24 protein-coding genes and 1 pseudogene are annotated in these 26,479 nt (G+C 61.2%); 13 read left to right on the top strand and 12 right to left on the bottom strand.

Going from position 1 to position 26,479, the window contains the following annotated elements; all coding sequences use genetic code 11:
- Positions 1–12 precede the first annotated feature (12 nt).
- From A7K61_RS03905 to A7K61_RS03890, 4 genes are all read right to left on the bottom strand, one after another.
- Complete coding sequence (locus A7K61_RS03905) at positions 13–633, bottom strand: 2-dehydro-3-deoxy-6-phosphogalactonate aldolase (protein ID WP_069556957.1); 621 nt, start codon at positions 631–633, stop codon at positions 13–15.
- A gap of 1 nt (position 634) precedes the next feature.
- Positions 635–1,594: a 2-dehydro-3-deoxygalactonokinase gene (locus tag A7K61_RS03900; protein WP_044270230.1), complete on the bottom strand. Its 960-nt coding sequence runs from the start codon at positions 1,592–1,594 to the stop codon at positions 635–637.
- Between the two features lie 176 nt (positions 1,595–1,770).
- Complete coding sequence (locus A7K61_RS03895; RefSeq protein ID WP_044270228.1) at positions 1,771–2,097, bottom strand: DOPA 4,5-dioxygenase family protein; 327 nt, start codon at positions 2,095–2,097, stop codon at positions 1,771–1,773.
- Between the two features lie 30 nt (positions 2,098–2,127).
- The gene (locus A7K61_RS03890) at positions 2,128–3,078 is read right to left on the bottom strand and encodes a LysR family transcriptional regulator (RefSeq protein WP_003187289.1); all 951 of its coding nucleotides are present in this window, start codon (positions 3,076–3,078) and stop codon (positions 2,128–2,130) included.
- Between the two features lie 103 nt (positions 3,079–3,181).
- Here A7K61_RS03890 and betC point away from each other — a divergent pair, with 103 nt between their 5' ends.
- The 3 genes from betC to A7K61_RS03875 all read left to right on the top strand — a co-directional run bounded on the left by betC (position 3,182) and on the right by A7K61_RS03875 (position 7,321).
- Positions 3,182–4,696 (top strand): choline-sulfatase, encoded by a 1,515-nt coding sequence (betC, locus tag A7K61_RS03885; protein WP_069556956.1) that lies wholly within the window; start codon positions 3,182–3,184, stop codon positions 4,694–4,696.
- A gap of 18 nt (positions 4,697–4,714) precedes the next feature.
- Entirely contained in the window at positions 4,715–5,629 is a 915-nt protein-coding gene (choX, locus tag A7K61_RS03880; protein WP_047712789.1) for a choline ABC transporter substrate-binding protein, read from the top strand.
- Positions 5,630–5,752: 123 nt separating this feature from the next.
- Complete coding sequence (locus tag A7K61_RS03875; RefSeq protein WP_069556955.1) at positions 5,753–7,321, top strand: SulP family inorganic anion transporter; 1,569 nt, start codon at positions 5,753–5,755, stop codon at positions 7,319–7,321.
- Between the two features lie 130 nt (positions 7,322–7,451).
- Here the strand turns inward: A7K61_RS03875 and aroE are convergent, their stop codons facing one another.
- Together aroE and hemF are read right to left on the bottom strand one after the other, a co-directional pair.
- Positions 7,452–8,270: a shikimate dehydrogenase gene (gene aroE, locus A7K61_RS03870; protein ID WP_044270218.1), complete on the bottom strand. Its 819-nt coding sequence runs from the start codon at positions 8,268–8,270 to the stop codon at positions 7,452–7,454.
- Positions 8,270–9,202, bottom strand: a complete 933-nt coding sequence (gene hemF / locus A7K61_RS03865; protein ID WP_069556954.1) for an oxygen-dependent coproporphyrinogen oxidase — start codon at positions 9,200–9,202, stop codon at positions 8,270–8,272. The genes aroE and hemF overlap by 1 nt, the downstream gene beginning before the upstream one ends.
- Positions 9,203–9,373: 171 nt before the next feature.
- Here hemF and A7K61_RS03860 point away from each other — a divergent pair, with 171 nt between their 5' ends.
- The gene (locus A7K61_RS03860) at positions 9,374–10,351 is read left to right on the top strand and encodes a quinone oxidoreductase (RefSeq protein WP_044270216.1); all 978 of its coding nucleotides are present in this window, start codon (positions 9,374–9,376) and stop codon (positions 10,349–10,351) included.
- A 119-nt stretch (positions 10,352–10,470) separates the two neighbouring features.
- Here the strand turns inward: A7K61_RS03860 and A7K61_RS03855 are convergent, their stop codons facing one another.
- From A7K61_RS03855 to A7K61_RS03845, 3 genes are all read right to left on the bottom strand, one after another.
- On the bottom strand, positions 10,471–11,028 hold the full coding sequence (locus tag A7K61_RS03855) for an L-threonylcarbamoyladenylate synthase (protein WP_003187278.1): 558 nt from the start codon (positions 11,026–11,028) through the stop codon (positions 10,471–10,473).
- A gap of 74 nt (positions 11,029–11,102) precedes the next feature.
- Positions 11,103–12,206: a DNA-processing protein DprA gene (dprA, locus tag A7K61_RS03850; RefSeq protein ID WP_069556953.1), complete on the bottom strand. Its 1,104-nt coding sequence runs from the start codon at positions 12,204–12,206 to the stop codon at positions 11,103–11,105.
- A gap of 63 nt (positions 12,207–12,269) precedes the next feature.
- Complete coding sequence (locus tag A7K61_RS03845; RefSeq protein ID WP_069556952.1) at positions 12,270–13,046, bottom strand: peptidoglycan-binding protein; 777 nt, start codon at positions 13,044–13,046, stop codon at positions 12,270–12,272.
- A 135-nt stretch (positions 13,047–13,181) separates the two neighbouring features.
- Between A7K61_RS03845 and def the strand changes: the two genes are divergently transcribed.
- The 5 genes from def (at position 13,182) to A7K61_RS03820 (ending at position 17,741) form a co-directional block, all read left to right on the top strand.
- Positions 13,182–13,688 (top strand): peptide deformylase, encoded by a 507-nt coding sequence (gene def / locus A7K61_RS03840; protein WP_003187273.1) that lies wholly within the window; start codon positions 13,182–13,184, stop codon positions 13,686–13,688.
- A gap of 69 nt (positions 13,689–13,757) precedes the next feature.
- Complete coding sequence (gene fmt, locus A7K61_RS03835) at positions 13,758–14,711, top strand: methionyl-tRNA formyltransferase (RefSeq protein ID WP_069556951.1); 954 nt, start codon at positions 13,758–13,760, stop codon at positions 14,709–14,711.
- Positions 14,708–16,018, top strand: a complete 1,311-nt coding sequence (gene rsmB / locus A7K61_RS03830) for a 16S rRNA (cytosine(967)-C(5))-methyltransferase RsmB (RefSeq protein ID WP_044270210.1) — start codon at positions 14,708–14,710, stop codon at positions 16,016–16,018. The genes fmt and rsmB overlap by 4 nt, the downstream gene beginning before the upstream one ends.
- A 22-nt stretch (positions 16,019–16,040) precedes the next feature.
- The gene (trkA, locus tag A7K61_RS03825) at positions 16,041–17,414 is read left to right on the top strand and encodes a Trk system potassium transporter TrkA (protein WP_003187270.1); all 1,374 of its coding nucleotides are present in this window, start codon (positions 16,041–16,043) and stop codon (positions 17,412–17,414) included.
- 15 nt (positions 17,415–17,429) lie between these two features.
- On the top strand, positions 17,430–17,741 hold the full coding sequence (locus tag A7K61_RS03820) for a lipopolysaccharide assembly protein LapB (protein WP_069556950.1): 312 nt from the start codon (positions 17,430–17,432) through the stop codon (positions 17,739–17,741).
- A 196-nt stretch (positions 17,742–17,937) separates the two neighbouring features.
- On the opposite strand, the gene A7K61_RS03815 is transcribed toward A7K61_RS03820, so the two are convergent.
- The gene (locus tag A7K61_RS03815) at positions 17,938–18,825 is read right to left on the bottom strand and encodes a lysophospholipid acyltransferase (RefSeq protein ID WP_014716285.1); all 888 of its coding nucleotides are present in this window, start codon (positions 18,823–18,825) and stop codon (positions 17,938–17,940) included.
- 40 nt (positions 18,826–18,865) lie between these two features.
- Positions 18,866–19,423, bottom strand: a complete 558-nt coding sequence (locus tag A7K61_RS03810) for a DNA-3-methyladenine glycosylase I (protein ID WP_003187266.1) — start codon at positions 19,421–19,423, stop codon at positions 18,866–18,868.
- An 81-nt stretch (positions 19,424–19,504) separates the two neighbouring features.
- On the opposite strand from A7K61_RS03810, the gene glyQ reads away from it, so the two are divergent.
- The 4 genes and pseudogenes from glyQ to A7K61_RS03790 all read left to right on the top strand — a co-directional run bounded on the left by glyQ (position 19,505) and on the right by A7K61_RS03790 (position 23,902).
- Complete coding sequence (glyQ, locus tag A7K61_RS03805) at positions 19,505–20,458, top strand: glycine--tRNA ligase subunit alpha (protein ID WP_003187265.1); 954 nt, start codon at positions 19,505–19,507, stop codon at positions 20,456–20,458.
- Entirely contained in the window at positions 20,455–22,509 is a 2,055-nt protein-coding gene (glyS, locus tag A7K61_RS03800) for a glycine--tRNA ligase subunit beta (protein ID WP_044270206.1), read from the top strand. Before glyQ ends, glyS begins: the two co-directional genes overlap by 4 nt.
- Positions 22,500–23,048, top strand: a pseudogene (gmhB, locus tag A7K61_RS03795) (D-glycero-beta-D-manno-heptose 1,7-bisphosphate 7-phosphatase); the annotation flags it as partial. The gene glyS and the pseudogene gmhB, both read left to right, overlap by 10 nt.
- 83 nt (positions 23,049–23,131) lie before the next feature.
- Positions 23,132–23,902, top strand: coding sequence for a 1-acyl-sn-glycerol-3-phosphate acyltransferase (locus A7K61_RS03790; protein ID WP_044270205.1), 771 nt, complete (start codon positions 23,132–23,134; stop codon positions 23,900–23,902).
- A 181-nt stretch (positions 23,903–24,083) separates the two neighbouring features.
- Here the strand turns inward: A7K61_RS03790 and A7K61_RS03785 are convergent, their stop codons facing one another.
- Positions 24,084–26,363 (bottom strand): CHASE2 domain-containing protein, encoded by a 2,280-nt coding sequence (locus tag A7K61_RS03785; protein WP_069556949.1) that lies wholly within the window; start codon positions 26,361–26,363, stop codon positions 24,084–24,086.
- Positions 26,364–26,479: the final 116 nt, after the last annotated feature.

Genomic DNA, 26,479 nt, shown 5'->3' with positions numbered 1-26,479 from the left:
CGGAATATGCTCTCAGCCCAGGGCTTTCCAGGCGGCGACATAAGCCTGGGCACGGCTCGCAACCTGATCCACTGTCATGCCCGGCTTGAACAGCCCGGAACCCAATCCGAAGCCCTTGGCGCCGGCGTCGGTAAACGCCTGCATGTTGTCCGGGGTGATGCCGCCCACCGGCAGCAGCAACGTACCCGCCGGCAATACCGCCAGCCATGCCTTGATCACTGAAGGGCCCATCTGCTCGGCCGGGAACAGCTTCAACACATCGGCGCCTTCGGCCAGTGCGGCAAAGGCTTCGGTAGGCGTGGCTACCCCAGGCGACAAGTACAGGCCCGCCGCTTTGGCGGCACGCAGCACCTTGGCATCGCTGTGGGGCATGACGATCACCTGGCCTCCGGCCGCCTTGACCTGTTCGACCTGCTCAGGCGTCAACACCGTGCCGGCACCGATCAGGCAATCGGCGGGCAAGCTGTCGCGCAGGGTACGGATACTGGTGTAAGGGTCTGGCGAGTTGAGCGGCACTTCGATCACGCGAAACCCCGCGTCGTACAGCACCTGGCCGACCGCCTGGGTTTCGTCGGGGCGTAGGCCGCGCAGGATGGCGATCAAACCGTTTTGTGCGAGTGCTTGCTTGAGCATGTCAGGCCTCCAGTACAGGTCGAATGAGCCCGGCGGCTTGCGCCAGTTGCCACAGGCCACGCTCGGTGGCTTCTTGCGCCAGGCTGACGTGGGCAAAGCCGCAAAGGGCGAGGGCGCGTTGATAGCGGGCGCAGAGTGGAGCAGCGCCGACCAGGATGATCGGCTGGTGTTTGGCGGAATCTGGCAGGCCGGCGAGTTCATGGCCAATGAGCAGGCCGGACAGGTAATCGGGTTGCTGGTCGGGCGCCAGCTGCGCAGTGAGCCCAAGGGTACGGGCACTGAACAGGGTCGAGAGCACGCCACGCTGGCCATCGTTGGACAGCGCAACGTGCACGCCTCGATCAAACGCATCGGCCTGGAACTGTTCGCTGGCCTGTTGGGTGCGCCCCAGAATGCTGTGCTTGCTCAATACCGCAAACACTTCGCCGGTCATGAAGGTATCGAAATGGGTAATGCGGCCTTCCACCACCTCGACCCATTTGGAATGGCTGCCGGGCAGGCCGATCAACACCTGGGGCCCAAGCCCTTGCAGCACGCCGAGCACTTGGGTTTCTTCGCCGCGCATCACATTGGGCAGCCCCACTTGCTCGATCACCCCCGGCACGATGTGCACCTGCACCCCGCGCAGGCTGCGTATGCCATGCAACGCCTGGCCAAGGCTGGCGACATCCACGGGCGTGCTGCGATAGGCCGCCTCGCTCCAACCCTGTGCGCTGCCGACCATGCCGCACGCGATCACCGGCAGCCCGGGCTGGGCGTCGAGCCAATCGCCGCAGGCACTATCGAACGCCAGTTCAAAGCCGTCGGTGCACAGCACACCGGCAATTTCCCGAGGCTCTGTGGGCAAATGCATGATGCCGGTAGCCAGCGAGCGCTGTTCCAGCACAACGCCCGCGGGGCCGAGTTTGTAAGCACGAAGGGAGCTGGTCCCCCAATCGAGCGCGATCAATTGCGCCTGCATCGCTTCACCTGAAATGAGTGGGTGCTGAAAAAAGCAGATGGGCGAATATAAACCTAGGGAGCTGGATATCTCAATATATAAATATCAATCCCATATAATGAGATTCGAGAAGATAAATCCCACAACCCTTCCGGTTTTTACTTAGGGAAAGATGCGGGTTTATCGGGTAGGGATGGTTAAAAAATCGACAGGTCCAATTCGCGCATCGCGCCCATCCAGATGGCGTAATCGGTGTGGTCCTTGAGGTCATCACCGGTTTCCGGGTGCAGGAACACCACCAGACCATCACGGTGCAGCGCCAGCCACGGCAACACCACGCCGATATATTCCGGCTCGAACGCCAGCTGGCAACTCCAATCCGGGTGCGGGCCTACGGGCCGCTCGTGCACGCGGCCCATACGCAACGGGAACAGCCTGGCGGCGTCTTCACAGAGCCTGCGCGCCTGCTCGATCGTACTGGCGTCGAAGTAGATATGGGCGTGGTAGCCCTTGATACGTTGCATGACGGACTCCGGTTCCACTGTGCGCCGATCCTAGACCGCAATCGACGGCAGGGCCAGCCCGGTCAACGACTGCGCACTGCTGGCCTGTTCCGCCACCAGCCACTCGACAAAGCGGTCCACCAATTGCCCACGGCGTTTGCGCTGGGGCTGCACCACGTAATAGCCAAATCGCGACGTCACCGTGGGGCTGATCGGTCGGCACAGCCAATTCTGCTCCAGCAGGTTATCCACCAGGTGGCGCCAGCCGATGGCGACACCCTGGCCGGCAATCGCGGCCTGGATCAGCAAGGTGTAGTTGTCGAAGCGCAATTGCCCGGGTGTCGGCGCAGCGGTGATACCCAGTTCGCGGAATACGCCGTTCCAGTCGAACCACTGGCTGTTGTTTTCCTGGCGCAGGTGCAGCAACGGGCAGCCTTGCAAGGTCTGCACCGTCAGGGGCGCAGCTTGTTCCTTGAGCCACTGCGGGCTGCACACCGGGAACACTTCCTCATTGAACAACCACAGGCTCTCGCCTTGCTTGAAACGGCCATCGCCAAACAGCACCGCCACATCAATATCGCTGCGCAGGGTGGCGTGGTTGCGCTCACTGGTGACTAGGCTGACATCCACCTGCGGGTTGGCCTGGTGGAAGCGATGCAGGCGCGGCATCAGCCAATAGGCGGCAAAGGCGAAGTCAGTGGCGACTTGCAGCACTTCATGCTGGCTTTGTTGAGTGATGGCGCCGAGGCCCTGGTTGATGTTTTGCAGGCCGCCTTGCACATGCTCGAACAGCAGGGCGCCAGCGTCGGTCAGTTCGATGCCGCGATAAATGCGGTCAAACAGGCGGATCGCCAGTTGCTCTTCAAGGCGCTTGATCTGCTGGCTGACCGCCGGTTGGGTGGTGCCCAGTTCCATCGCGGCCGCGGTGAAACTGCGATGGCGTGCCGCTGCCTCAAAGGCTCGCAGCAAATCGAGAGAGAGGTCACCCAGCGCTTCATACATAAGCTCAACTTATCCTAGTCATTGCCGCGCATGGGCTTTACCCATGTATTCATGGACCGCATGCTCATTGGCATAAACACCGCCTATGGAATGCCGAGAAACCATGAAGCGCAAGAACATTCTTTTCATCATGGCCGATCAGATGGCCGCGCCGATGCTGCCGTTCTACGGGCCTTCCCCGATCAAGCTGCCCAACCTCAGCCGCCTGGCGGCGCAAGGTGTGGTGTTCGACGCCGCCTATTGCAACAGCCCGTTGTGCGCACCGTCGCGCTTCACCTTGGTGAGTGGCCAATTGCCGAGCAAGATCGGCGCCTACGACAACGCCGCCGATTTCCCCGCCGATGTACCGACCTATGCCCACTACCTGCGTCGCCTCGGCTACCGCACTGCGCTGTCGGGCAAGATGCACTTTTGCGGCCCCGACCAGTTGCACGGCTATGAGGAACGCCTGACCAGCGACATCTACCCCGCCGACTACGGCTGGGCGGTGAACTGGGATGAGCCAGACGTACGCCCTACCTGGTATCACAACATGTCCTCGGTGCTGCAAGCCGGCCCGTGTGTGCGCACCAACCAGCTGGATTTCGACGAAGAGGTGGTGTTCAAGGCCCAGCAATACCTGTTCGATCATATCCGCGAGGAGGGCAGCCAGCCGTTCTGCCTGACCGTGTCGATGACCCATCCCCACGACCCGTACACCATTCCCAAGCCGTTCTGGGACCTGTACGCCGACACCGAGATTCCAATGCCCGCGACGCCGCCCCAGGCCGACCTCGACCCGCATTCCCAGCGGCTGCTCAAGGTCTATGACTTGTGGGACAAACCGCTGCCGGTGGATAAGATCCGCGACGCCCGCCGCGCCTACTTCGGTGCCTGCAGCTACATCGACAGCAACGTCGGCAAGTTGCTGCAGACCCTGGAGGACACCGGCCTGGCCGACGACACCCTGATCATTTTCTCCGGCGACCACGGCGACATGCTTGGCGAGCGCGGCCTCTGGTACAAAATGCACTGGTTTGAAATGGCCGCCCGCGTGCCGCTGCTGGTCAGTGCGCCGGGGCAGTTCGCCGCTGGCCGCGTCACCCAGGCCGTATCGACCGCCGATCTGTTGCCGACCCTGGTGGAATTGGCCGGCGGCACCTTGGACCCGCACTTGCCGCTGGACGGCCGCTCACTGGTCCCGCACTTGCAAGGGCAGGGCGGGCATGACGAAGTGTTTGGCGAATACATGGCCGAAGGCACCGTCAGCCCGTTGATGATGATTCGCCGGGGCGCCTACAAATTCATCTACAGCGAGGACGATCCTTGCCTATTGTTCGATGTGCACAACGACCCGAACGAGCTGGAAAACCTCAGCCAGTCAGCCGAACATCGCTCGCTGTTCGAAGCGTTCGTGCGTGAAGCGCGGGCGAAATGGGACATCCCGGCGATCCATCAACAGGTGCTCGCCAGCCAACGCCGTCGCCGCCTGGTGTTTGAAGCGCTGACCCAAGGCAAACTCAAGAGCTGGGATCACCAGCCACTGGTAGACGCCAGTCAGCAGTACATGCGCAACCATATCGACCTCGATGACCTGGAGCGCAAGGCACGTTTTCCACAACCCTGCCAAAACCAATAAGTAGACAGAGGGAAGGCCATGCAAAAGTTGACCGTGGTACTGAGTTTGGTGGTGCTCAGCAGCGCCCAGGTGTACGCAGACACTCGCTGCGAAACGGTAAAGATGGCCGATCCAGGCTGGAGCGATATTGCCGCCACCAACGCCATCACCAGTTTCCTGCTGACGGGCATGGGCTACCGACCCAAGGTCGACACGCTGGCAGTGCCGATTACCTTCGGCGGGCTGAAAGACGGCCAGGTGGATGTCTTCCTCGGCAACTGGATGCCGGCGCAGCAAGGCTTCTACGACAAGTTCGTGGCCAACGGCGATGTGGTGCAACTGGCGAAGAACCTGGAGGGCACCGAGTTCACCCTCGCCGTGCCGGACTATGTGTGGGACGCCGGGGTGCATGACTTTGCCGACCTGAATAAATTTGCCGACAAGTTCGACAAGAAGATCTACGGCATCGGCTCCGGCGCGCCAGCCAATATCTCGTTGCAGGAAATCATCAAGAAAAATGATTTCGACTTGGGGCAGTGGAAGCTGATCGAGTCCAGCGAACAGGCGATGCTCGCAGAGGTCTCGCGAGCGGTGAAGAAACAGCGTTTCGTCACCTTCCTCGGCTGGACTCCGCACCCGATGAACGTGCAACTGAAAATGCACTACCTCAAGGGCGGCGAGCAGTACTTTGGCGCCACCGGCAGCGTGTATACCCTGACCCGCAAGGGCTACGCACAAGCCTGCCCCAATGTCGGCAAATTGCTGACCAACCTGAGTTTCACCCAGGCCATGGAGAACAGCATCATGGCCGACGTGGCCAACAACAAGGTCAGCAATGCGCAGGCGGCGAAGGCGTGGATCAAGGCCAACCCGGCGGTGCTGGACCAGTGGCTGGAGGGCGTGAAAACCCTGGATGGCCAGGAGGCGTTGCCAGCGGTAAAAGCCAAACTCTAATCCTCCTTGTAGGAGCTGGCTTGCCAGCGAAGAACTCGAAAACGCCGCGTTTTTTCAGACAGCACGCGTTATCGTTACCCTTCTTCGCGAGCAAGCTCGCTCCTACAGTATTTCGAGCGACTCATGCCCCGGCCCACCCGCCATACACTCTTGCCCTTCCTGCGCTGGCTGCCGCGCCAAACCCGCGCCAGCGTCGGTCGGGATGCCATCGTCGGCCTCAGCGGCGCGGTGCTTGCGCTGCCGCAGTCGATTGCCTACGCATTGATCGCAGGCCTCCCACCCGAATACGGGCTCTACGCCGCCATCATCCCGGTATTGATCGCGTGCCTGTGGGGCTCGTCCTGGCACCTGATCTGCGGGCCCACGGCCGCCATCTCCATCGTGCTTTACGCCAGCATCAGCCCATTGGCCGTGCCAGGCTCCCAGGACTACATCACCCTCATCCTGTTGCTGACCTTCCTCGCCGGGGTGTTCCAATGGTTACTCGGCCTGCTGCGCTTCGGCGCGTTGGTGAACTTCGTCTCCCATTCGGTGGTGCTGGGTTTCACCCTGGGCGCCGCTGTGGTGATTGCCCTGGGGCAGTTGCCCAACCTGCTCGGGTTGGATTTGCCCAGCCAGGCCACGGCTATCAACAGCCTGCTGGCGTTGATTGATCATCGTGGCGAGTGGGATCAGGCATCCCTGGCCCTGGGGCTGGGGACGTTGCTGGCAGGCATGCTGCTCAAGTACCTGGTGCCACGCTGGCCGACACTGTTGATCGCCTTGGTGTTGGGCAGCCTGGCTGCATGGCTGTGGCCGGCGATGTTCGGGCATGTGGCACGGGTCAGTTCGTTTATCGGCAAATTGCCGCCGTTCAGCCCGTTGCCGATGGACCTGGACCTAGTGTTGCGCCTGCTGCCCAGCGCCGTGGCGGTGGGGATGCTGGGGTTGGTGACCAGCCTGTCGATTGCCCGCTCGCTGTCGGCCCGCTCGCAACAACTGCTCGACGCCAACCAGGAAGTTCGCGCCCAGGGTTTATCCAACATCGTGGGCGGATTTTTTTCCGGCTACCTGTCAGCCGGATCATTCACCCGCTCGGGCCTCAGTTACGAGGCGGGCGCCTGTTCGCCGCTGGCGGGGGTGTTTTCGGCCCTGTGGGTGGCGTTATTCGCGTTATTTGGCGCAGCGTTGATCGCGCATATTCCGATCCCGAGCATGGCGGCGAGCATCCTGCTGATTTGCTGGGGCCTGGTGGACCACCGCGGCATTCGCGCGCTGTTCCGGGTCAGCCGCGCCGAATTCGTGGTGATGAGCCTGACCTGCGTCGCCACCTTGTTGTTGGAGTTGCAAACGGCGATCTACGCCGGGGTGCTGGCGTCGTTGTTTTTCTACCTCAAGCGTACCTCGCAGCCACGGGTTCAACACTGGCGCGACGGTGAGGCAGAAGTGTTGCGGGTGGGCGGCTCGATCTTTTTTGGCGCCAGCCATTACCTGCAAGTGCGCTTGCAACGCTTGCAGGGCGAGCGGGTGGTGATCGAGGCGCAGCAGATCAACTTTATCGACTATTCCGGGGTGGAGATGCTGCACCAGGAGGCGAGGCGGTTGGCGGGGTTGGGCCGTAGCTTGACGTTGCGTGGGGCCAGGCCGCAGGTGGTTGAGGAGCTGAAAAAGCTCGAAGGGCCCGATAACTGCCCCATCGACTTTGAAGACTGAACCCGATCAAAACTGTGGGAGCTGGCTTGCCTGCGATAGCGGTGGGTCAGCCAGCACATGGGTAACTGACCTATTACTATCGCAGGCAAGCCAGCTCCCACATTAACGGTGCCCACATCAGAGTGTGGAATCAGGCCAATTGCCGGCGCAGTTCGGCCAGTACCGGCGCCGAATCCGGCCGCACACCACGCCACAGCAAGAAGGCTTCCGCCGCTTGTTCCACCAGCATGCCCAGGCCATCCATCGCCACCGCCGCGCCTTGCTCGCTCGCCCAGCGGCAGAACGCGGTGGGTTGCTTGGCGTACATCATGTCGTAGCAGAAGGTCTTGCCCGGCTCGATCAGGCTGCCGGCAATCGGCGGTACATCGCCTGACAGGCTGGCCGACGTGGCATTGATGATCACGTCCACCGGCTCACGCAGCCAGTCGAAACCACTGGCAGACACCGGGCCCAGGTCATCGAACAGCTCAGCCAGTAACTCGGCTTTTTCCACGGTGCGGTTGGCGATGATCAACGACGAGGGTTGCTGCGCCAGCAACGGCTCCAGCGCACCGCGTACCGCGCCACCGGCGCCCAATAACAGAATGCGTTTGCCTTGCAGGGTCAGCCCGGCATTGACCGTCAAATCGCGCACCAGGCCCGCGCCGTCGGTGTTGTCGCCCAACAAGGTGCCGTCAGCCAGTTTGCTCAAGGTGTTCACGGCACCGGCGCGCTGGGCTCGTTCGGTCAGGGTATTGGCCAGGCGATAGGCCTCTTCCTTGAACGGCACGGTCACGTTGGCGCCCCGGCCCTGTTGGAAAAACTCTCGGGCACAGGCGGTGAAGTCCTCCAACGGCGCGAGCATCGTGCTGTAGTCCAACTGCTCGCCGGTCTGGGCGGCGAACAGACGGTGAATCAGCGGCGATTTGCTGTGGCCGATGGGGTTTCCGAACACGACATAACGGTCCATCACACCGCCGCCTTGGGCGCGGCAACGCCGAGCCAGTCACGGTCTTGCAGGAAGTAGTCGGTGAGGCGCGCCTCTGCGCTGCCGGCTTCGGCCTTCCAGTCGTAGCTCCAGCGTACCTGGGGTGGCAGCGACATCAGGATCGACTCTGTACGCCCGCCCGATTGCAGGCCGAACAGGGTGCCACGGTCATAGACCAGGTTGAACTCAACGTAGCGGCCCCGGCGGAACTCCTGGAACTGGCGCTGTTGCTCGGTGTACGCCATGGCCTTGCGACGCTGCACAATCGGCAGGTAGGCGTCGATGTAGGCATCGCCGATGGCGCGGATGAAGGCGAAGCAGGTGTCAAAGCCCCACTCGTTCAAGTCATCGAAGAACAACCCACCGATGCCACGGGGTTCGTTGCGATGCTTGATGTGGAAGTAGGTGTCACACCAGGCCTTGTAGCGTGCGTACACATCCGGGCCAAACGGCGCACAGGCCTGCTCGGCCACGCGGTGCCAGTGAATGCAGTCGTCTTCATTGCCGTAATACGGGGTGAGATCGAAGCCACCGCCGAACCACCACACCGGTTCTTCGCCTTCTTTTTCAGCGATGAAAAACCGCACGTTGGCGTGGGAAGTCGGTACATGCGGGTTATGCGGATGGATCACCAGTGACACGCCAAGCGCTTCAAACCCACGGCCGGCCAGCTCGGGGCGATGGGCGCTGGCAGACGGTGGTAAACCGCTGCCGAACACGTGGGAAAAGTTGACACCGCCTTTTTCGATCACCGAACCGTTTTCCATCACACGGGTGCGACCGCCACCGCCGGCTGGCCGGGTCCAGGCGTCTTCGATAAAGCGAGTGTCCGTCTCGAAGGTTTCCAGGGCGCTGCAAATGCGGTCTTGCAGGTCAAGCAGGTAGGCTTTAACGGCCTCGGTGCGGGTAGTCATGGCATCACCTTGAATCGGGCAAAGCTACGCGAGGCCCATGGGGCGTCGGCGGCAAATGGGCGCACAGGATACCACTGCGCTTAGATGCCACTGCACTTAGGTGCACAGCAGTTGACGAAGATCAAGCTTAGGAGTCCGATAGGGGGCTACGGAACCCAAGGAGAAGTGCAGATGGCCAAACGTATCCAGTTCAGCGCCCATGGCGGCCCCGACGTACTTGAATATGTGGACTACACGCCAGCGGAACCTGGCCCACAGCAGGTTCGGGTGCGCAACGAGGCGATCGGCCTGAACTTCATCGACACCTACTTCCGCAGTGGCCTCTATGCGCCGCCGGCCCTGCCATCGGGTCTGGGTGCGGAAGGTGCTGGCGTAGTCGATGCCGTTGGCAGTGAAGTCAGCCAGTTCAAAGTCGGCGACCGTGTGGCCTACGGCAGCGGCCCGCTGGGTGCCTACAGCGAGTCGCACGTGTTGCCCGCCGCCAACCTGGTGCACCTGCCGGATGAGATCAGCTTTGAACAGGCCGCCGGTGCCATGCTCAAAGGCCTGACCGTGCAGTACCTGCTGCGCCAAACCTATGAGCTCAAAGGCGGTGAAACCATTTTGTTCCACGCCGCCGCCGGTGGCGTGGGCTCCCTGGCCTGCCAATGGGCCAAGGCTTTGGGGGTGAAGTTGATCGGTACCGTCAGCTCCCCGGAAAAAGCCGCTTTGGCCAAATCGCTGGGCGCCTGGGAAACCATCGACTACAGCAAGGAAGATGTCGCACAACGCGTTCTGGAATTGACTGACGGCAAGAAGTGCCCGGTGGTATATGACGGCGTCGGCAAAGATACCTGGCTGACCTCACTGGACAGCGTGTCGCCGCGGGGTTTGGTGGTGAGTTTCGGCAATGCGTCGGGGGCGGTGGACGGGGTGAACCTGGGGATTCTGTCGGCGAAGGGTTCGCTGTACGTCACCCGGCCGACTTTGGCGACCTATGCGAACAATCCAGCGAACCTGCAGGCGATGGCGGACGATCTGTTTTCGATGATCAAGAGCGGCAAGGTGCGCATTGATATCAACCAGCGCTACCCGCTGGCGGAGGCGGCCAAAGCGCAGACGGAGTTGTCGGGGCGGCGCACGACTGGCTCAACCATTCTGCTGCCTTAAGGCTTGAAGATAGCCGCAGGCTTAAGGGCCTCTTCGCGAGCAAGCCCGCTCCCACAGTTGAATGTATTCACAGGTCAACATGTGGGAGCGGGCTTGCTCGCGAAAGGCGCACCTCGGTGTCAGGAGGGGCGCACCACATCACCCGTCACCAGGTCCCGAATCAGGCTCGGGTTCTTGCGCCCACCCAAGGCGCCGCCCAACACCAAGTCCACTTGCCCGCGAAAATACTGCTCCACGCGAATCCGCGTGCGGGCTGCCGGGCGGCCCTGGGGGTTGGCCGAGGTGGAAATCAACGGGCCGACCTCGGCGCACAAATCTCTCACCAGCGGATGATCACTGACCCGCAACGCTACGGTGTCGTGCACACCCGTGACCCATTCGGGCAGCAAGTCTTGATGGGGCACCAGCCAGGTATTCGGCCCTGGCCAGGTGCTGGCCATGCGTTCGACCCACGTGTCCGGGAAATCCTCAAACAGAAAGTCGAACTGACGAATATTGTCCGCCACCAGGATCAGGCCTTTGTCGACCGAGCGGTTCTTGATCGCCAACAGCCGATCCACTGCTTCTTCGTTCCACGGGTCGCAGCCCAGGCCCCAGACCGCTTCGGTCGGATAGGCGATCACTGCGCCTGCGCGAATTTCCCGTGCGGCTTCCAGCACACGCCACCTGTTGACCATTGTTAACTCTCCGGACTAAAGCTCTGGGCAGTTTACCGATCTTCGTTACAAAACCTAGCGCCAAAAACGGGCCACTACCAAAGCGGACACCGCGCCAGCCAGCGCCCGCTTTCGCAAATCACCTGGCCCTCCAACTCCAGCTCCGTCAGGGTGGCCAGTACTTGTGACAACGGCCGACCGCTGGCAATCGCCAAGGCTTCGCTGCTATGCGGTGCCGCGTGCAGTAGCGCCACCAGCGGATGGGTTACGGGCACCGGTGCCGCATGGGACAACCGCTGCCAACCGCGCAGGCTTTCAAGAATGTGCTCGATGGTTTCCACCAACACCGCGCCATCACGGATCAGTTGATGACAGCCTTTGGCGGCGGGGTGGTGAATGGAACCCGGAATCGCGTACACCTCGCGCCCTTGCTCCGCCGCCAGGCGTGCGGTGATCAGCGAGCCGCTGGCGATACTGGCCTCCACCACCAGTACGCCTAACGACAACCCGCTGATGATCCGGTTGCGCCGTGGGAAATTACCGGCCTGGGGCGCGGCATCCAGCGGAAACTCGGAAACCACGGCGCTGCCTTGGGCAATCATCGCCGCGGCGAGCTTGCGATGGCGCTGTGGATAAAAATTTTCCAGGCCAGTGCCAAGCACGCCGATGGTATGGCCGCCCACGTCCAATGCCGCCTGGTGCGCCGCGCCATCAATGCCCACCGCCAGCCCACTGGTGATGACAAAACCGGCGCTCGCCAGGCTGCGGGAAAAGGCCGCTGCCGTATCCATGCCTGGGCGCGAGGCACGCCGGCTACCGACCATGGCCAACTGTGGTTTTTCCAGAATACCGGGGTCGCCCGCAACGAATAACAGCGGCGGCGCATCGTCGATCTGCGCGAGCAACGCCGGGTAATCCGGTTGGTCCCACATCAGCAAATGCTGGGCCGGGCGCGCCAGCCAGGCTAACGCCTCACTGGCACCGTCACGTACTTTGGGGCTACGTCGGGCCTCGGCACTGATGGCGGGCAAACCGAGGGAACGCCAGGCGCTGGCGGGAGCACTCAGGGCCTTGGAAGCGCAACCAAAGGCTTGGATCAATACGTGAAAACGCTTGGGCCCCAGTTCTGGCAGCCTGTGCAAGCGTAGCCTGGCTTCCAGCTCTGCCGGGGAAATATCGCTACTGTTTATCGGATTCATATGATCATCCTTGACCGGAACAAGCTGTGGATAACTCTGTTGGTAACTTATTTAGCAGGCTATTTATTGCGCTTGATCAGCCGTCTCGAAACGGTCTTGCACGGCCAGCGACCGTGAAGCACTGAGCACCAGGGCATAGCTGAGCTTTTCATAGGTGCGAAACACCAACAGGGTGCCGGCTCGCTCATCCGGGAGGGGAGTGGGCGTGCCGGTGAGGGCGTCTCGCACGGTGGCGCCAGCCTTGATCACTGTGAGCAGTTGGCCTTCCACCAATCCATCGCGGCGACCCTTGTTGAGGGTCACAGCGTCGAGCACGCCAATCTGCGTGACGCCCTTGGGGATGTCGATGATGTGCCCTGTAATGAAGGGTGCGGGTTTTAAGGGTTCCAAGTTGGGCAAAGCAGCGGGAGGCTCGGCGCGCAACAAGCGGTCACCTGGGCGAACTTCCTGGGTCACCCGTTGCACTGCGAGGGTGGTGAGGCTGTCAGCGAGCACAAAGCGCGCAGTGCCGATATCGTCGGCATTGATACCCAACAGCTCCTGAGTATGGGGGTCGGTGTAGGCCTTGCCCCGCCGAAAGATCCCGTAGCTTGGCTGGGCCGGGTCAAGGCTACCGCGGGCATGCACATGCTCGTCGTTGGCACCCAGCACGCGCCCGCCTTGCGCGGCAATAATGTAAGGCGCTTTGTCCAGGTCGTGGGGGGAGTCAAAAATACGGTTGTGCAGTAAAAAATGTTGGATGGCCTGTTGCGCGGCCTGATCCAGACGCTCAGTGGGTTGCGCAATCAATGCCGTGGTGAACGGGGCCCACAGCAGCAAGACGAGTAGCGATTTCCTCATGGGGTGAATCTCCTTTATTATGTGCGTTCGCGTGAAATGCCATGGCCTTCGCGGCTTCCGAGCGTTTCACACCGGCCGTATGGGTCCATCCCACCGCCGATTTGTCTCTTCCTCACATGTGCAGCAATTACGCTTATGGCTATTTTGAACATCCTCGAATTTCCCGACTCGCGCCTGCGCACGATCGCCAAGCCGGTGGCCGTAGTGGACGACAAGGTTCGTCAGTTGGTCGATGACATGTTTGAAACAATGTATGAAGCCCCGGGCATCGGCCTCGCCGCGACCCAGGTCAACGTGCATCTGCGCGTCGTGGTCATGGACCTGTCGGAAGATCGCAGCGAACCTCGGGTGTACATCAACCCTGAGTTCGAACCGCTGACCGAAGAGATGGGCGAATACCAGGAGGGCTGCCTGTCGGTGCCGGAGTTCTACGAGAATGTGGAACGCCCGCTGCGCGTGAAGATCAAGGCGCTGGACCGTGACGGCAAGCCTTTCGAGCTGATTGCCGAAGGCCTGCTGGCGGTGTGCATCCAGCATGAATGCGACCACCTCAACGGCAAGCTGTTCGTCGATTACCTGTCCACGCTCAAGCGTGACCGCATCAAGAAGAAGCTGGAAAAAAAGCATCGCCAGCAAGCCTGATGCCCTTCTTCCAAAGGCTTGCTGCGGCAAGCCTTTTTCTTTTGTGACTGTTTTTAACCGAGAACTCCCATGACCGAGCCATTGCGCATTGTTTTTGCCGGCACTCCTGAATTTGCCGCCGAACACCTCAAGGCGCTGCTTGCCAGCCCTTATGACATCGTCGCGGTGTACACCCAGCCGGATCGCCCGGCCGGTCGCGGGCAAAAACTGATGCCCAGCCCGGTCAAGCAGTTGGCGCTGGAGCACAACATTCCCGTGTTGCAGCCGCCGACCCTGCGTAACGCCGAGGCCCAGGCCGAACTGGCCGCGCTGAAACCGGACCTGCTGATGGTGGTGGCCTACGGTTTGATCCTGCCCCAGGCGGTGCTGGATATCCCGCGCCTGGGTTGCATCAACAGCCATGCTTCACTGCTGCCACGCTGGCGCGGTGCGGCGCCGATTCAACGCGCCGTTGAAGCCGGCGACAGCGAGAGCGGCGTGACCGTGATGCGCATGGAAGCCGGCCTGGATACTGGGCCGATGCTGCTCAAGGTCACCGCGCCGATCACCGCCCAAGACACCGGCGGCAGCCTGCACGACCGCCTCGCTGAACTAGGCCCGCCCGCTGTGATCCAGGCCATCGCCGGCCTCGCTGCCGGCACCCTGCAAGGCGAAATCCAAGACGACAGCCTGGCCACCTACGCCCACAAGCTGAACAAGGACGAAGCGCGCATTGACTGGAGCCGCCCGGCCGTGGAGCTGGAGCGCCTGGTACGTGCCTTCAACCCATGGCCGATCTGCCACAGCACCCTCAACGGCGAAGCCTTGAAAGTGTTGGCCGCGACCCTGGCCGATGGCACAGGCGCTCCCGGCGAGATCATCGGTGCCAGCAAAGACGGCCTGTTGGTGGCTTGCGGTGAACAGGCGCTGTGCCTGACGCGTCTGCAATTGCCCGGCGGCAAGGCGCTGAACTTCAGCGATTTGTTCAATAGCCGTCGTGAGAAATTCGCCCTGGGCACCACGCTTGGGGTGGTCACTCAATGAACCCACGTCTGGCCGCCGCCAAGGCTCTCGCCGCCGTCCTCAACGGCAAGGCTTCGCTGAACAGTTCGCTGCCGACGCAGTTGGATAAGGTAGAAGACCGGGATCGCGGTTTCACCCAGGACCTGGCCTTTGGCACTGCCCGCTGGCAGCCACGGTTGTCTGCGCTGGCCGCCAAGCTGCTGCAAAAACCGTTCAAAGCGGCGGACGCGGATGTCGAGGCGCTGTTGCTGGTGGGTCTCTACCAATTGCTCTACACCCGCGTGCCCGCTCACGCGGCCATCGGTGAAACCGTCGGTTGCGCCGACAAGCTGAAAAAACCCTGGGCCAAGGCCCTGCTCAACGCCGTGCTGCGCCGCGCCCAGCGCGAAAGCGAAGCCCTGCTGGCCGAGCTGGAACATGATCCGGTGGTGCGCACGGCCCATCCGCGCTGGCTGCAAAAATCCCTGAAAGCCTTCTGGCCCGAGCAATGGGAGGCTATCTGCGCGGCCAACAATGCGCACCCGCCAATGATCCTACGGGTCAACCGTCGTCACCACAGCCGTGACGCGTATTTGCAGTTACTGGCGGACGCTGGCATCAACGCCACGTCCTGTGTATACAGCGCGGACGGCATCGTGCTCGAAGCGGCTGCCGATGTGCGTAGCCTGCCGGGCTTTGCCGAAGGCTGGATCAGTGTGCAGGACGAAGCTGCGCAGTTGGCCGCCGACTTGCTCGACCTCGCCCCCGGCCAGCGTGTACTCGATGCCTGCTGCGCGCCCGGCGGTAAGACCTGCCACATCCTTGAAGTGGAAAAAGGCCTGGCCGGTGTAGTCGCGGTGGACCTTGAAGCCAAGCGCCTGGTGCGCGTGCGGGAAAACCTCACGCGCCTGGGCTTGAGCGCCGAGCTGATCGCCGCGGATGGCCGCGACACCGCCGCCTGGTGGGACGGCAAGCCCTTCCAGCGCATCCTGCTGGACGCCCCTTGCTCGGCCACCGGCGTGATCCGCCGTCATCCGGACATCAAGCTGACCCGCCAGCCCGACGACATCGCCGCCTTGGCGGTGCTGCAAGGCGAACTGCTCGACGCGCTGTGGCCCACCTTGGAAGTCGGCGGCATCCTGCTTTACGCCACCTGCTCCACTTTGCCCACCGAAAATACCGAGGTCATCCAAGCCTTCCTCGCCCGCACCAGCGGCGCGCGTGAGCTGGACCTCGCTACCACGGCCGGCATCAAGCAGCCCCACGGTCGCCAACTGCTTGCGCAAGAAGGCGGGCACGATGGCTTCTACTACGCCAAACTGATCAAGATCGCCGCCGCACGCGGCTGAATGGTTTTAAGGGAGTGACCGGATGAAAATCATCATCCTTGGAGCAGGGCAGGTCGGTGGCACGCTGGCCGAACATTTGGCCGGTGAAGCCAACGACATCACCGTGGTCGACACCGATTCCGAGCGTTTGCGCGACCTGGGCGACCGCCTGGACATCCGTACGGTGCAAGGCCGCGCGTCGTTTCCGACGGTGCTGCGCCAGGCCGGCGCCGACGATGCCGACATGCTGGTGGCCGTGACCAACAGCGACGAGACCAACATGGTCGCCTGCCAGGTCGCCCACACCCTGTTCCACACCCCGACCAAGATCGCTCGGGTGCGCGAAGCGGCGTACCTGACCCGCGCCGGTCTGTTCGATAACGACGCCATTCCGGTGGACGTACTGATCAGCCCGGAACAGGTGGTGACCCACTACATCAAGCGCCTGATCGAAATTCCAGGTGCGCTTCAGGTGATTGACTTCGCCGAAGGCAAAGCACAACTGGTGGCGGTGAAGGCCTATTACGGCGGGCCGCTGGTGGGCCAGCAACTGCGCCAGCTGCGCGAGCATATGCCGAACGTGGAAACCCGCGTGGCCGCGATTTTCCGCCGTGACCGGCCGATCCTGCCCCAGGGCGATACGGTGATCGAGGCTGACGATGAAGTGTTTTTCATCGCCGCCAAGGCGAATATTCGCGCAGTCATGAGCGAAATGCGCAGGCTCGACGAAAGCTACAAACGCATCGTCATCGCCGGCGGTGGGCAGATCGGCGAGCGTTTGGCCGAAGCCATCGAAAGCCGCTACCAGGTGAAGATCATCGAGATGAGCCCGACGCGTTGCCGGCATTTGTCCGACACCCTCGACAGCACTGTCGTACTGCAAGGCAGCGCCTCGGACCGTGACCTGCTGATGGAAGAGAACATCGCCGACGCCGACATCTTCCTGGCCCTGACCAACGATGACGAAGCCAATATCATGTCGTCCTTGCTGGCCAAGCGATTGGGGGCGAAGAAGGTGATGACCATCATCAATAACCCGGCCTATGTGGACCTGATCCAGGGCGGCGATATCGACATTGCCATCAGCCCGCAGTTGGCGACCATTGGCACCTTGCTCGCCCACGTACGCCGTGGCGACATTGTCAGTGTGCACTCGTTGCGCCGGGGTGCAGCGGAAGCCATCGAGGCGATTGCCCACGGCGATTCGAAGTCGAGCAAGGTCATCGGCAAGGCCATCCGCGATATCGGCCTACCGCCGGGCACCACCATTGGCGCGATCATTCGCGATGAAGAAGTGATCATTGCCCACGACGACACAGTGATCGCCACCGGAGACCATGTGATTTTGTTCCTTGTGGATAAAAAACATATCCGCGATGTGGAGAAGCTGTTCCACGTGGGGTTGAGCTTTTTCTGATCAAGGAGTGAACCGATGCTGGAGTCCCTAGAAAAGATGCTCGCCAAGGGCGTGGACAATTCATTACTGCGCTTTGGCCTGGGCAAGGGTTACCTGGACCTGAAGGACAACGCCAAGGCGGCCGAGCATTTGCAGCGATGCGTCGAGTTCGATCCGAAGTATTCGGCGGCGTGGAAGTTGTTGGGTAAGGCGCAATTGGGGCAGGGTGATAACGCTGGGGCACGACACGCTTGGGAAAAAGGCATAGAAGCGGCGTTGGCCCATGGCGACAAACAGGCCGAAAAAGAAATGGCAGTGTTCCTGAAGAAACTCGATCGCCAGGCTTGATACAGAACTCAAATGTGGGAGGGGGCTTGCCTGCTGCCTGTAGGAGCGAGCTTGCTCGCGAAAAACTTCAGCGATAACGCGTGCTTCCTGAATAAACGCGGCGCCTATTGGTTTTTCGCGAGCAAGCTCGCTCCTACAGGTATTAGGCCTGTCCCCTCCCACATTGGTTTTGCAGCGAATTTAAGTCAGTAGTGAATCAATACCACCGCGCCTCACCCGGTGGGCGTTTCTTGAAGCGTTTCATGCTCCACATGTACTGGCTTGGGTAAGCGCCGACATAACGCTCTACTACCTTGCTCATCGCCGCACAGGACGTCGCGGTATCGGTGCTGTACATGTCCTCCGGTGCCGCCTCCAGAATCACCTTGTAGCCCGAGCCGTCCGGCAGCCGCAGGGCATGCAGGAACACACCCACCGCCTTGTGACCCGCAAGCATGTTCGGCACGAACTTGCTGGTAAGCGCCTGGGTGGCAAAAAACGGTACGAAGATGCCGGCAGACTCAGCCGGCTCCGGGTCGGCAGGAATGCCCACCTGACCGCCTTTGCGCACTTCCTTGATCACGCTGAGAATGCCTTCCTTGGTGGACGCCGCCACGCGGTTGCCCAACTGCACGCGCTGCTTGCGCAGCAACTCGTCCACAGCCTTGAGCTTGGGCGGGCGATAGAAAATGATCGGTTTGCACTGGCTGCAATAGAAGTGGTTCAACACTTCCCAGTTGCCCAGGTGGCTGGTGATGCCTACCACGCCTTTGCCAGAAGCCAGGGCCTCGTGCAGCACTTCCAGGCCTTCGACTTCGCGGACCAGGTCGATAGAGCGCTGCGCCGGCCAGATCCACGCGCAGGCGCTTTCGGTGAGGGACTTGCCGATGTCCATCAGGCTGCGGCCCACCAGGCGCTCGCGCTCTGCCGGGTCCATGTCCGGGAAGCATTTGGAGAGGTTGATCCGCACCGTATCGCGGGAACGGTTGGGGGTTTTCCACATGATCCAGCCGATCCCCGTGCCGACGGCTTGTACGGCGCGCCAGGGCAGCAGGGCAAACAACCGAAGAGCGCCTACCAGCAAGGCGCCTTTAAACTTTTCCACAGGTCACTCCTGATCGTGTGTGGTGCGCAAAGCCGGCATTCTAACCGGCGTTGACCAAGTCCGCGTAACGGTCGCAGTCCTGGGTGTGGTCCATGACCATGCCCGAGGCCTGCATGAAGGCGTAGCAGATGGTCGGCCCGACGAAGGTGAAGCCGGCCTTTTTCAAGGCTTTGCTCATGGCTTCGGCTTCGGGCGTAATCGCCGGGACGTCGCTGCGATCCTTGAAGTGATTGACCTTGGGTTTGCCGCCGACAAACGACCACAGCAACCCCACCGGATCCTCCAGCGCCAGCCAGGCCGCGGCGTTGCGCCGGGTAGCGTTGAGCTTCAAGCGATTGCGCACGATGCCCGGGTCCTGCATCAGCACCTCTATTTCTTCATCGCTCAACTGCGCCAGACGCTGCGCGTCAAAGCCGAACAACACCTTTCGATAATGCTCGCGTTTGCGTAAAACGGTGATCCAGGACAGGCCCGCCTGGAACCCTTCGAGCAAAAGCAACTCGAACAAACCCTGCGCATCGCGCAGCGGCGTTCCCCACTCTTGATCGTGATAAGCCATGTACAGCGGATCTTCAGAACACCAAAAGCAGCGTGGCATAAGGCTCCAGGGAGTGGTGGCGGGGCCGAATCGGGTATACTCCCGCTCTTTAAATCGCAGCCCAAGTAACAGGTGAATTTCGTGAGCCAGCCTACGCCAGCCGTGCGTACCTTCCAAGACTTGATCCTCGCCCTCCAGCAATACTGGGCCGAGCAAGGTTGTGTGGTACTTCAGCCCTACGATATGGAAGTAGGCGCCGGCACTTTCCACACCGCTACATTCCTGCGGGCCATCGGCCCGGAAACCTGGAACGCCGCTTATGTGCAGCCCAGTCGCCGCCCGACTGACGGCCGCTACGGCGAAAACCCGAACCGTCTGCAGCACTACTACCAGTTCCAGGTGGTATTGAAGCCCAACCCGGACAACTTCCAGGAGCTGTACCTGGGCTCGCTGAAACATGTGGGCCTGGACCCACTGGTGCACGACATCCGTTTCGTCGAAGACAACTGGGAATCGCCAACCCTGGGCGCCTGGGGCCTGGGCTGGGAAGTCTGGCTCAATGGCATGGAAGTGACGCAGTTCACTTACTTCCAGCAAGCCGGCGGCATCGAGTGCTACCCGGTCACCGGCGAGATCACCTATGGCCTGGAACGCCTGGCCATGTACCTGCAAGGCGTGGACTCGGTCTACGACCTGGTATGGGCTGACGGCCCGTTCGGCAAGGTGACCTACGGCGATGTGTTCCACCAGAACGAAGTGGAGCAGTCCACCTACAACTTCGAACACGCCAACGTCGACAAGCTGTTCGAACTGTTCGACTTCTATGAAAGCGAAGCCAAGCGGCTGATCGAACTCGACCAGCCGCTGCCGTTGCCAAGCTATGAAATGGTGTTGAAGGCCTCCCATACCTTCAACCTGCTGGACGCGCGCCGTGCCATCTCGGTAACCGCACGCCAGCAATACATCCTGCGTGTACGCACTCTGGCGCGTTCCGTCGCCCAAGCCTACCTGCTGGCTCGCGCCAAGCTGGGCTTCCCGATGGCAACCCCGGACTTGCGTGATGAAGTGTTGGCTAAGCTGGAGGCTGCACAATGAGTGCTCAAGATTTCCTGGTTGAACTGGGCACCGAAGAGCTGCCACCCAAGGCCCTCAATACCCTGGCCGATGCATTCCTGGCCGGTATCGAAAAAGGCCTGCAGACTGCCGGCCTGAAGTTTGAAGCCAAAAAAGTCTACGCCGCGCCGCGCCGTCTGGCTGTGCTGCTGACCGCGCTGGAAACCCAGCAGCCGGACCGCAGTATCAACCTGGACGGCCCACCGCGTCAGGCGGCTTTCGACGCCGAAGGCAACCCGACCCAGGCCGCGCTTGGCTTTGCCAAGAAGTGTGGCGTAGAGCTGAGCGAGATCGACCAGAGCGGCCCGAAACTGCGCTTCAGCCAGGTCATCACCGGCAAGCCGACCGCCAGCCTGTTGCCGACCATCGTTGAAGATTCCCTGAACGACCTGCCTATCCCCAAGCGCATGCGCTGGGGTGCGCGCAAGGAAGAGTTCGTGCGCCCAACCCAATGGCTGGTGATGCTGCTCGGCGACCAGGTCATCGATTGCACCATCCTCGCCCAGAAGGCTGGTCGTGATTCCCGTGGTCACCGCTTCCATCATCCAGAAAGCGTGCGCATCACTTCGCCGGCCAACTACCTCAACGATCTGCGCGCCGCTTATGTGCTGGCCGACGCCAATGAGCGTCGCGAGCTGATCAGCAAGCGCACCGAAGAGCTGGCCCGTCTGCAGGAAGGCACTGCCATCGTGCCGCCAAGCCTGCTCGACGAAGTGACCGCCCTGGTGGAATGGCCGGTGCCGCTGGTGTGCTCGTTCGAAGAGCGTTTCCTCGACGTGCCGCAAGAAGCCTTGATCACCACCATGCAGGACAACCAGAAGTACTTCTGCCTGCTGGACGTGGACGGTAAGTTGTTGCCGCGTTTTATCACCGTGGCCAACATCGAAAGCAAAGACCCACAGCAGATCATCGCCGGTAACGAAAAAGTCGTGCGCCCGCGCCTGACCGACGCCGAGTTCTTCTTCAAGCAAGACAAGAAGCAGAAGCTGGAAGACTTCAACCTGCGCCTGCAAAACGTGGTGTTCCAGGAAAAACTCGGCAGCGTCTATGACAAAGCCGTGCGTGTTTCCAAGCTCGCGGCTTACATTGCCCCACGCATTGGCGGCGACGCAGCCTGGGCCGCCCGTGCCGGCTTGCTGTCCAAGTGCGACCTGGCCACCGAAATGGTCGGCGAGTTCCCAGAGATGCAAGGCGTGGCGGGTTACTACTACGCCCTCAACGACGGCGAGCCGGATGATGTCGCCCTGGCCCTGAACGAGCAGTACATGCCGCGCGGTGCCGGTGCAGAACTGCCGAGCACCCTGACCGGTGCGGCCGTGGCCATTGCCGACAAGCTGGACACCCTCGTGGGTATCTTCGGTATCGGCATGCTGCCTACCGGCAGCAAAGACCCGTATGCCCTGCGCCGTGCGGCCTTGGGCGTGCTGCGTATCCTGATCGACAAAAAGCTGGACCTCGACCTGACCCAGGCCGTGGTATTCGCCGTCGGCCAGTTCGGCACCAAGGTCAAGCAAGCCGGCCTGGCCGAGCAAGTGCTGGAGTTCGTGTTCGACCGCCTGCGTGCGCGTTACGAAGACGAAGGCGTGGACGTTTCCGTCTACCTGTCGGTACGTGCGCTGCAACCGGGCTCGGCGTTGGACTTCGACCAGCGTGTACAAGCCGTGCAAGCGTTCCGCAAGCTGCCGGAAGCCGATGCCCTGGCCGCCGTGAACAAGCGCGTGTCGAACCTGCTGAGCAAGGCCGACAACCTCGGCACTGCTGAAGTCGACCCGGGCCTGTTCGCCGATGCCAAGGAGTTCTCGCTGAACTCGGCCATCGCCAAGGCCGAGAACGCCGTGAAGCCGCTGATCGCCGAGCGTGACTACGCGCAAGCGTTGGCGCGCCTGGCGTCTTTGCGTGAGCCGGTGGATGCGTTCTTCGAAGCGGTGATGATCAATGCCGACGATGCTGGCGTGCGCAAAAACCGCTACGCCATGCTGGCGCGCCTGCGTGGCTTGTTCATCAATATCGCCGACATCTCCGTACTGGGCTGACCATGTTGAAACTGCTGATTCTCGATCGGGACGGGGTGATCAACTACGACTCCGACGCTTACATCAAGTCGGTGGAGGAGTGGATCCCACTGCCCGGTTCGATCGAGGCCATCGCGCAGTTGAGCAAAGCCGGCTGGACGGTGGCCATCGCCACCAACCAGTCCGGCATCGCCCGCGGTTACTACGACATCGCGACCCTGGAGGCCATGCACGCGCGTTTGCGCGCGTTAGTGGCCGAACAGGGCGGTGAGGTGGGGCTGGTGGTTTACTGCCCCCACGGGCCGGATGAGGGCTGCGATTGCCGCAAGCCCAAGCCTGGCATGTTGAAAATTATTGCAGAACATTACAAGGTGCCCTTGGCTGGGATATGGTTCGTCGGGGACAGCCTCGGTGACCTGGAGGCGGCCAAAGCCGTCGACTCTCAGCCAGTTTTGGTTAAAACCGGGAAAGGCGAAAAGACCCAGGCTAAAAACCTGCCGGTAGGCACCTTGATTTTTGACGATCTGGCGGCCGTTGCCGCAGAACTTATCAACAACTAGCCGCCCTCGACTTCCTGACCCAAGGACTGTTCGGGAGTGCGCTTTTAACAGGCGGGCCGTGTCCCGCAACGGTAAATGCCGCCATGTCGATCTTGCAGGCCATCAGAACCTTTTTCTTTTACCTGCTGCTGGGCACCAGTTCGTTTCTCTGGTGCACCCTGAGCTTTTTTATTGCACCGTTCCTGCCCTTCAAGGCGCGCTATCGCTTTATCAACGTCTACTGGTGCCGCTGCGCGTTGTGGCTGAGCAAGGTGTTCCTGAACATTCGTTTCGAGATCAAAGGCGCTGAAAACGTCCCTGATCAACCGTGCGTGATTCTCTCCAACCACCAGAGCACCTGGGAGACGTTCTTCCTCTCGGCGTACTTCTCGCCGTTGAGCCAGGTGCTCAAGCGCGAGTTGCTGTATGTGCCGTTCTTCGGCTGGGCCATGGCCATGTTGCGACCGATCGCCATCGACCGTGACAACCCCAAGGCTGCGCTCAAGCATGTCGCCAAGAAGGGCGATGAGTTGCTCAAGGACGGCGTCTGGGTGCTGATCTTCCCTGAGGGCACGCGGGTGCCCTACGGCACGGTGGGCAAGTTCTCACGCGGTGGTACCGCCTTGGCGGTCAACGCCAACCTGCCTGTGCTGCCAATTGCGCATAACGCCGGCAAGTTCTGGCCCAAGACTGGCTGGGCCAAACGCCCAGGCACTATCACCGTGGTGATCGGCGAACCGATGTACGCAGAAGGCGAAGGACCACGTGCCATCGCCGCCCTGAACGACCGCGCTGCGGCGTGGAACGAGGCGCAGCAACGGGCCATGGGCTCCCTGCCTCCGGAGCCGGTGGTGGTGGAGACGCCGGCAGTTTGAGCATCTGTGGATAACCTGTGTACGCTTTGTTGGCGAATTGGCTTTTTTGCATCATAACAAGCTGATTTACTTACATATTTCTGAAGCTCATAAAATTCGGAAAAACGTGCATAAGTTTTTTCTTCATAAAAAAACCGGTCCTTGTGACCGGTTTTTTATGCACAGCAGAAAAGCCGCTTTTTCAGTCCTCCAATAACGGCAGCAGCAGGATAAACGTCGAGCCCTTGCCCAGCTCACTTTCACACACGATGCGCCCACCGTGCCGCTCCAACACTGCTTTAACCATGGTCAGCCCCAGTCCAAGACCCTCACTGCCTTGAGCCGAATCGAAACGTCGGTATTGGTTAAACAACTCCGGCAGATCCTCAGGCGCAATCCCCGGTCCCTGGTCACTTATCCTGCATTCCAACCAACCTTGCGCACTGCCATGCCTCAACCTGACGGTGGTACCTGATGGGGAGTATTTGATCGCGTTCTCCAGCACATTGAACAACGCCCGGGTGAGCAGCGATTGGTCGGCGTAGACCATGGCCTCGTCCGCCTCATCCAGGTCGTGAACCAAATGGATGCCCTTCAACTGCGCAATCACCGCCACTTGATCAAAAGCGTCCATCACCAGCATGGCAAACAGGGTGGGCTGGAACTGGTAACCGTCCGCTTCAGCCTTGGCCAATTGCACAAAGGATTCGGTCAGGCTCAAGGCCCGCCGTACCTGCTGTTCGATTTGGGCAAACACCGGGGACTCTCCGTTGTGCACGTCCAGCAGGGCAAGGATCGCTGAGTGCGGCGCACGCAGGTCGTGGGAAAGGAAACGCAGCATCGTCTCGCGGTGCTGCTGGGCTTCACGCTCCTTGCTCAGGTCCGTAAGGCTCAACAACCAGCCGAGGGCAAAATCACCTTCGGCAGGCAGCAAAGGAGCCAGTTCCATGCGCAAACTGCGTTGGTGGATATCGCGAAACTCGACCAGTTCCAGCGCCGACAGGGCAGGGCGTACACCATTGTGCAGCGGGGGATAACCTAGATCAGCAAGCTGTTCGACGAGGTTTTCACCGACCAGGTCATTGCCGAATACTTCACGGGCCACGCGGTTGGCCAACAGGATGCTGCCTTGGGGATCGGTGATCAGGGTCGCTACCGGCAGGCACTCCAAGCCGTCCGCCATAAAGCGCCGCGTATCGCGGGTACGGCTGACGGCTTGTTCAAGGGCAAAAATCCGCCCTTGCAACACATCGCCCTTGCTGGCGGGCGCGCGACGACGCTCCGGAAGCACCTTGGGTTCGTTATCCAGGCGTGCCAGTTCCCAGCCAAAGTAGGCGAGGATTACGCTCAGGCGTCGCCAATTCCAGATCAGGTAACTCAGCAACAAACCGATCAGGCACGCTGCGGGGCTCCACCAGTGGCCCAGGCGCAATAGAGCCCATGAGCCCAGCAACGCCGCGCCCATGCCTGCCAAGGTCATCCACAGGGCGTAGCGGGGGCGCACCAGCAGAAGGCCCAACAGCAGGGCCACCAGGGACGTTGCCAGCAACGCCGCCAACCAGCCGGGCAGATCGACGATGCTGCGACCCTGCAATAAACCATTCAGTACTTCAGCCTGGATCTCAACCCCCGCAGTGGTGCCCACGGTGGAAGAGAGCGGCGTCACGAAACGATCGGCCATGCCATAGGCTGAGGCGCCGATCAGAATCAGGCGACCCCGCAACGACTCCGGAGGTACCTCGCCGCGTAATACGCTGACGTAGGACACACTGGGAAAATGGTCTGGTTCCGAAGTGAACGGCACACGAATCTCATGTTCCTGGTGCCAGTGCCCTCCAGTAGGCTCTTGCGGCAGGCCCGGCATCGTCTCGGCATGCTCGCTCATGGCGAATGCCAGCCAAGCCAACTGAGGGAGTGTGCTTCCCGCAGGGCCCTCACGTAGATACACGCTACGCACCACACCGTCTTTATCCGCTTCGACGTTGATGTGCCCAACGCCCTTGGCGCACTTGAGCAGTGGCGACAACGGCGTTACCTGGGCCTTGGGGCTGACGCTGCTATCCCCGGCGATGGGCAGCAATACATTGCCGGCTTTGCATACGGCATCGGCCAGGCGCTGGTCGTCATTACTGTTGCCGCTCTCACTGAAGATCACATCAAACAAAATACCCGCCGGTTGGGCGGCGTTCAGGCGTTCAATCAGGTCGGCATGTACGCTACGCGGCCAAGGCCACGGGCCGAGTGCTTCCAGGCTCGGCGCATCGATGGTCACCAGAACGATGCGTGGGTCTACCGGTAAGGGCGTGAGGCGGCGCAGGCTGTCATAGAGCGGATTGTTAAGCGCCAGGCCAGCGCTCAAGGATAAGTAGGCGGTAAAGGGCAGGAGTACCAGACCGATCAGCAGCCATTCACGAACCAACCCATGGAACAAAAGCTGGGCCTGGGTAGGTTGGCGTTTCTCGGCTTTGCGCCATAGGTTCACAGGGCTACCGCCACGAGCGTGCCGAGGCATTGATGGTCATTAAGTAAAAGTGTCATAAGCCCAGGATCCCTCTCCATGGGGTTGCGATGAAGTGCATGCGGTGTTCTGAAACCAGT

Origin of the sequence: Pseudomonas sp. AP42, assembly GCF_001728935.1 — a bacterium.
Taxonomy (GTDB): domain Bacteria; phylum Pseudomonadota; class Gammaproteobacteria; order Pseudomonadales; family Pseudomonadaceae; genus Aquipseudomonas; species Aquipseudomonas lactis.
The sequence above is the reverse complement of the archived record's forward strand: the minus strand, read 5'-3'. Positions and strand labels throughout refer to the sequence as shown.